This window comes from Leuconostoc sp. S50 (assembly GCF_016624925.1).
Lineage (GTDB): Bacteria > Bacillota > Bacilli > Lactobacillales > Lactobacillaceae > Leuconostoc > Leuconostoc pseudomesenteroides.
Map to the genome: position 1 here is coordinate 1 of NZ_JACVUE010000029.1, position 530 is coordinate 530.

The 530-nt window shown below is 39.1% G+C and carries 2 protein-coding genes; both read left to right on the forward strand.

Features of this window, described 5'->3' with window-relative positions; translation table 11 throughout:
* Positions 1-286 (forward strand): hypothetical protein (locus IAE53_RS11245; protein WP_200136527.1); only part of this gene is annotated, 286 nt, incomplete at its 5' end.
* Position 287: 1 nt separating this feature from the next.
* Positions 288-530 (forward strand): hypothetical protein (locus IAE53_RS11250; protein WP_200554235.1); only part of this gene is annotated, 243 nt, incomplete at its 3' end.

The following is a 530-nucleotide window of genomic DNA, read 5'->3' on the forward strand; positions in this document are numbered from 1 at the left end:
TTATCGTGTATCAATTGCCAAGAAGAAAACAGATGGTAGCAAGGTTCCAGCTAAGATGTGGCAACGTAACGTGTTCCAACTTATGCGTCCATTAATCTTAGCTAATCCTAAGTTTAAGGCGGTAGTTGATCTAGACACAATTAATCAAGGTAATGCAGCAGTCGTTGAAGCCTTGCAAGTATTGGTTGATAAGTTGCAAGTACGTCTTGAAAAGACAACACCAGAACACAAACCAGATGAAACAGTGTTCCCTGAATATACATTCTTAAAGCCACTGGAGTTCTAAAATGGCAACAAAAAGTGAGGCATTAAAATGGTTGGCGGCTGGATATGACATTACACCTATACAAGTTAGTTTTGATGAGAATGGTCACGCAAGCAAAAAACCGTTTTTGTCTTACGCTACCGACAAGGTGAACAAATTATGGGTGCTATCGAATTGGAAAAAGGCGTATGCCATTGGTTTAGTTTTAAGTGGCGATGATTATACTGTGTTTGATTTCGACAGTATGGATGTCTTAGAGACATTT